This window comes from Ilyobacter sp., assembly GCF_041583315.1.
Classification (GTDB): domain Bacteria; phylum Fusobacteriota; class Fusobacteriia; order Fusobacteriales; family Fusobacteriaceae; genus Ilyobacter.
Genome location: NZ_JBFHGC010000121.1, coordinates 1 through 5993, shown reverse-complemented (window position 1 = coordinate 5993; position 5993 = coordinate 1). Strand labels below are relative to the sequence as shown.

Genomic DNA, 5993 nt, shown 5'->3' with positions numbered 1-5993 from the left:
GGGTAGGACCTATGACCATAGCTATGCTCATGAAAAACACCATGGAATCATTTAAGAAATCATTATAAAACCACGGGGATATTTTGACTTGAAAATCTATACTGAAAATGTTAAAATACATTTTAGTGGATTTTAAAACATATTATAGAAGGTGATTGAGGGATGAGCAAAAAAGAGAAGAGAGAGTACTACATAGTAGATAAACGTATTCTGCCAAACTCAATACAGAATGTGATTAAAGTAAATGATATTGTTCAGCTTGAAAAAATATCTAAATATGAAGCCATAAAGAGAGTAGGCATAAGTAGAAGTACTTATTATAAATATAAAGATTTTATAAAACCTTTCTTTGAAAGCGGAAAGGAAACAGTTTTTAGTGTTTATATGTCTCTTGAGGACAAGCCTGGAGTTTTGGCCAGAATACTGGATGTCGTTGCAGACACAGGTATGAATATACTGACCATAACACAAAACATACCAATTGACGGAACATCAAAGGTAACTATATCTCTTCAGACCAACGAAGATATGCTCAGAAAAATCGAGGGAATGCTAGAGAATATAACTGGATTAGAAGGAGTAAAAGATCTCAGAGTTATTGGTAGTAACTAGATATAGGGGGAAATATGAAGATCGATGTAAAAACAATAAGAGAATTGGCAGAAAACATAGAAAAGTACAACCTGCAGGAAGTAACTGTAGAAAGTGAAGGAGCCAAGGTAACTTTAAAAAGAGAGATAGCAGCAGCAGAAACAGTATATGTAAATGCAGCACCAGCAGCATCCATGCCTGCATCTGCACCAAAAACGGCAACGCCGGCAGCAGAAAAAGTGGAAGAGAGTTATGAGGCAATTACCTCTCCTATGATGGGAACTTTTTACAGAGCTCCTACACCTGATTCTCCTGATTTTGTGAAAGAAGGACAAGAGGTAAAGCAGGGAGATACTCTTTGCATAGTCGAGGCTATGAAACTCATGAATGAAATAAAGGCTTCAAGAGATGGAAAAATAGTGAAAATTCTTCTAGAAGATGGAGCTCCTGTAGTCAAAGGAGATCAGTTATTTCTGATAGATTAGAAAAAAGCGGTTATATACCGCTTTTTTTATATATACATTTACTGGGTTAGTGAAAAACTTAAAAGAAACGGCAAAAAATTGTAAGTATATAGAATTTTTTAAATGAAACGACTAATAGAGTGTTATAAATCAGATACGATAAATAAACCTTTGTAAAAAAGAAATTGTTTTTATAGAGGTATATATATAATACATAATTTGGGAGGGATATTTTTATGGAAAAGACACTACTTATAATTAAACCTGACGGAGTTCAAAGAGGCCTTGTGGGGAAAATTCTTGCAAGAGTTGAAAAGAAAGGGTTTAAAATTTCTGCAATGAAACTAGAAAAAGTCTCTAGGGAAAAAGCGGCAGTTCATTATGCAGAACACAAGGAAAAGGGATTTTACTCTGAACTTTTGGATTTTATAACTTCTAGTCCTTGTGTATTAGCAGTTATAGAGGGGGAAAATGTTATAGAGGGCTTAAGGAAAATGGCAGGTAAGACGAATCCACTTGAAGCAGATATCGGGACAATAAGAGGAGATTTTGCAGTGGTGGTATCTCAGAATATAGTTCACACATCTGACGGACCTGAAAGCTCTAAAAGGGAGATTGAAAACTTTTTTGAAAATAAGGAACTACAGGAGCATATTTTGTGCACTGAACAGTGGATTTACGGAAGTTAAGTTAAGTTGTTTTTTGATTTTTTTTGTGTTAAAATTTAATGAAAATCGGAGGGATAACTATGAAAAAAATATCAGATGTTGTAAATAAAGAAGTTATTTTCATTAGCAAAGAAACATCTTTTGATGATATAATAAAAATTATGAAAGAAAAAGAAGTAGGCAGACTCCCGGTAGTATCAGGAGAAAAAGTGGTAGGTGTAGTGACTAGGGATGATATCCTGGTGAGAGAGGAAAAAGCTCCGTTGCCTCCTGTAATTGCTTTCTGGGATCTTCTGATAACACTTCCAGGTAACAAGGAATTTAAAAGCAAACTAAAAAAGATAGCTTCATTTAAAGCAGAAGATATAATGACAGAGGAGTTCTTGAAAAGCAGTCTTGACGATGACTTAGAAGAGGTAGTTACAAAGATGATAGAAGAAGAGTATTCATACACTCTGGTCATGGAAAATGAAAAATTGGTTGGGATTGTAACAAAAAGTGATCTTATAAAAAACTGTTTTTAATAAAAAAATTATTTATGTGTAGAAACACACTATTAAAAAGGAAGGTGTAATTTAAACTTGGGCATGTATGGACAAATTTTACTACTAGTTCTTTTGGTTCTACTATCTGGATTTTTCTCAGCTTCTGAGACGGCATTGACTGCTTTTAAAAGCAGAAATCTTGAAGAGATAAAACATCCTAGGGCAGCTGAGCTTTTGAAAAAATGGCTCAAAAGGCCTAATGAGATGCTCACAGGGATACTTCTCGGAAATAACATTGTAAATATTTTGGGATCTTCTATAGCGACGGCAATAACATTTAATATCTTGGGAACAAATAGTAAAGCTATATTAACGGCTACAGTCTGTATGACTGCCGTAATTTTGATTTTTGGAGAAATAACTCCTAAAATAGTGGCTAAGAATTATTCTGCCAAAATAGCAAAAATTGTTGTGGTACCTGTATATTATTTTACTTTGCTGACAATACCTTTGATAAAGATACTTATGATCATTTCAAAATTTATAGGGAAAATGCTGGGAATAAAAATCCATGACGAAGCTTTGATGATAACTGCACAAGACATAATATCCTATGTCAATGTGGGAAAAGCAGAGGGGATAATAGAAGAGGAAGAAAAGGAGATGATACACTCCATATTTGAGTTTAGTGACACCACAGCCAAGGAAGTTATGACTCCTAGGACATCGATGTTTGCTCTTGATGGTGACAGTACAATAAACGAGGTGTGGGACGATGTCTTTGAAAAAGGGTATTCTAGAATACCTGTATATGAAAACGGAATAGACAATATTATAGGTGTTTTCTATATAAAAGACCTTTTGCATGTCATCAAAGAGGGGAAATCAGACAGCCAGATAAAAAATTATTTGAAAAAAGCGTACTTTGTACCTGAAACCAAGTCTATAGTTGAGATACTAGGGGATTTTAAAAGAACAAAGGTGCATATTGCAATAGCGATAGATGAGTATGGCGGGACAGTAGGGCTAGTCACCATAGAAGACCTCCTAGAAGAGATAGTAGGAGAGATCAGAGATGAGTATGACAGAGAGGAAGAAGAGATTATTCGTCCTTTAGGTGATGGTAAATACGAAATAGATGCAATGATAGATATAGAAACTCTAAATAAAAACCTGGATATTGATCTTCCTGAATCAGAGGACTATGAAAGCCTGGGTGGTCTTGTTGTAACAGAATTGGGGAAAGTAGCCGATGCAGGAGATCAGATATTCATTAATGAAATATCTATTAAAGTTCTAGAGGTAGATAAGATGAGAGTTTCAAAAGTGTTGCTCGAAAAGGAGACAGAGGTGCAGGAATGAGGAAAAATTTGAAAAACTGGTTTTATACAGGATTAATAGCTTTGTTACCAGTGATACTTACTTTTTATTTTCTTTCTTGGATTTTTCAGATGGTAATTAATTTGTTGAGAGATTCTTTTATTGTAAGAATTTTGACAGAATTTTTACTGGGTCTGGAGAGGTTTAATAAACGTGAACAGATAGAAATATATATTAAAATATCTGTATATGTGATTTCAATTGTAGGGATTTTTTTCATAATAACACTTGTGGGATTGACGCTGAAGCATGTAATAGGAAAAAGGATAGCTAGTTTTTTTGAAAGACTCTTTATAAAGGTGCCTGTAATAAAGCAGGTGTATACCACAGTCAGTCAGATAACTGGTCTGGTGTCTTCAGACAATGCAAGGTCATATCAAAAAGTAGTTTTGATAGAGTATCCCAAAAAAGGAATTTACAGTCTGGGATTTCTAACAAGTAACGGGAACCGTTACTTTGAAGAGATAATGGGGAAAGATAAGGTACTGAATATATTTATTCCCACATCTCCAAATCCAACTTCCGGAATGTTTGTAATGATGGAAGAAAAAGATGTGAAAGTCCTTAATATTAAGGTAGAAGAAGCTGTTAAATTAATTATTTCAGGTGGAGCTATAATTCCAGATTCTGTGTCAAACAGAATTTTATAAAAGCAGGGGGGCACTATGAAAAAATTACTCTATATTATTTTTTTAATAAGCTTGATAGGCTGTACGAGCACTCCAAAAACGGTAAAGAGGACAACTGACAGAGAGGAATATAATGTCATAAGAGGAATAAATTATTCTCAAGACGGAAAATATCTGGAGGCACTTAGGGAATTTGAAAAAGCCTACGGAAAAAATGACAAAAATGTAATAACTCTGAGGGAGATGGGTCTGGTCTATGCACAGCTTTCAGACTATAAAAAATCCGAAGAATTTTACAAAAAGGCTCTGGTAATAGATGAGAGAGATCAGACTTCCATAAAAAATCTGGCTTTGCTTTCCTATATAAAAGGTGACTATGAAAAGGCAGAGGAATATCTAGAGAGTGTATCAAAGGATTCTGTAGATAATATGGTTTTGAAGTTAAAGGGATTTATTTTGTTTAAAAAGGGAGAAACTGCCAAAGCATATAAAATTTTAAAGGGAGCCCATTCTTTAGAAAAAGATCTGGATATGGAGTTCTACAGCGTGTATTCACAGGTTTTATTGGAAGAATCAAAATTTATGGAATTATATAAAGTTCTTGAAAACGGATATGAAAAATACAGCTTGGACAAAGAATATATAATTTTCTATACCAGAATACTTTCAAACAGCTACAGCGAGTATGATAAAGCTGAAAAAACCCTGAAAAGATATATAGCTAAAAATGGAGTAAATGACGAACTTCTGTTGCAACTGAGTAAAATATCCTTTGCAAATGGAGATATACCTACTGCAGAAAATTCCATAAAAATGATTTCAGACGATTACAGATATGATCTGGAATATCTGAATCTGAAAAAAGATATACTGAATAAAACAAATAATAGTGAAGAAGCCAAAAAAATAAACATCCTTATAGAGAAGTTGACTAAGGAGAAAAGCTAAAAAGAGCGGTGTAAAAGCACCGCTCTTTTACTAAAAGATATTGAGGAATGCATAAAATTATGTTATAATTTTATCTGCTTTCTTTTTTTTATATAAGGGGGGATTGCCTTATGGAGATAAGGGTTAGGGTAGCCGGTGTTTTAACAAAGGGAGATGAGATACTTTTTGTAAAACACCAAAAGAACGGAGAAGAATACTGGCTGCTTCCTGGAGGGGGAGTAGATTACGGTGAGACAATGGAAGAATCTCTTGCAAGAGAGTTTTTAGAAGAATGCAGTCTTGAGGTAGAAGTTGATGACTTGATGTTTGTTTCCCAGGGAATTTCACCAGATAAAAGTAAGCACATAATCAATATGTTTTTTAAAGTAAGGTACCTTTCTGGAGAGCTTAAAATCGGAGAGGAAGAAAGGCTCAAAGAAGCTGCCTACCATAATATAGATAAAATAAAAGATATAACACTTTATCCCAATGTGAAAAAAGAGCTTTTAAATTATTTTGATGGAGACAAGGAGATAAAGTATCTAGGGCATAGGTGGGAATAACGATGGCCAGAATCATAAAGAAAAGGCTCGGAGACACCCTGGTAGATGAAAAAATAATAACAGAAGATGAACTTATGAAGGCCTTGGCAAAACAGCATACAACGCATAAAAAACTGGGAGAAACCCTTGTGGATATGGGTTATGTAAGCGGAGAAGAGATAGTAAGAATACTGGGGGAACAGATGGGGATTCCCTATGTGTCTCTAGAAAGGCTTGTAATAACAAAAGAAGCCATCCTTGTTTTGAGCAGAGAAACCGCTGAAAAATTTTGTGTAATGCCACTTTT

Annotated in this window: 8 protein-coding genes and 1 pseudogene; all 9 read left to right on the top strand. The window is 34.4% G+C overall.

Annotated features, from left to right (window positions below; translation table 11 throughout):
• Positions 1 to 162 precede the first annotated feature (162 nt).
• Entirely contained in the window at positions 163 to 612 is a 450-nt protein-coding gene (locus tag ABZA26_RS05720; RefSeq protein WP_319370923.1) for an ACT domain-containing protein, read from the top strand.
• Positions 613 to 626: 14 nt separating this feature from the next.
• The gene (gene accB / locus ABZA26_RS05715; RefSeq protein WP_372713555.1) at positions 627 to 1076 is read left to right on the top strand and encodes an acetyl-CoA carboxylase biotin carboxyl carrier protein; all 450 of its coding nucleotides are present in this window, start codon (positions 627 to 629) and stop codon (positions 1074 to 1076) included.
• Positions 1077 to 1291: 215 nt separating this feature from the next.
• On the top strand, positions 1292 to 1744 hold the full coding sequence (gene ndk / locus ABZA26_RS05710) for a nucleoside-diphosphate kinase (RefSeq protein ID WP_372713554.1): 453 nt from the start codon (positions 1292 to 1294) through the stop codon (positions 1742 to 1744).
• A gap of 59 nt (positions 1745 to 1803) precedes the next feature.
• Positions 1804 to 2247 (top strand): CBS domain-containing protein, encoded by a 444-nt coding sequence (locus tag ABZA26_RS05705; protein WP_372713553.1) that lies wholly within the window; start codon positions 1804 to 1806, stop codon positions 2245 to 2247.
• Between the two features lie 57 nt (positions 2248 to 2304).
• A complete protein-coding gene (locus ABZA26_RS05700; protein WP_372713552.1) occupies positions 2305 to 3570 on the top strand; it encodes a hemolysin family protein in 1266 nt (421 codons plus the stop codon).
• Entirely contained in the window at positions 3567 to 4238 is a 672-nt protein-coding gene (locus tag ABZA26_RS05695; protein WP_372713551.1) for a DUF502 domain-containing protein, read from the top strand. The genes ABZA26_RS05700 and ABZA26_RS05695 overlap by 4 nt, the downstream gene beginning before the upstream one ends.
• 15 nt (positions 4239 to 4253) lie before the next feature.
• Complete coding sequence (locus ABZA26_RS05690; protein WP_372713550.1) at positions 4254 to 5165, top strand: tetratricopeptide repeat protein; 912 nt, start codon at positions 4254 to 4256, stop codon at positions 5163 to 5165.
• A 110-nt stretch (positions 5166 to 5275) separates the two neighbouring features.
• Entirely contained in the window at positions 5276 to 5707 is a 432-nt protein-coding gene (locus tag ABZA26_RS05685) for an NUDIX domain-containing protein (RefSeq protein WP_372713549.1), read from the top strand.
• Between the two features lie 2 nt (positions 5708 to 5709).
• A pseudogene (locus ABZA26_RS05680) lies at positions 5710 to 5993 on the top strand (type II secretion system protein GspE); the annotation flags it as partial.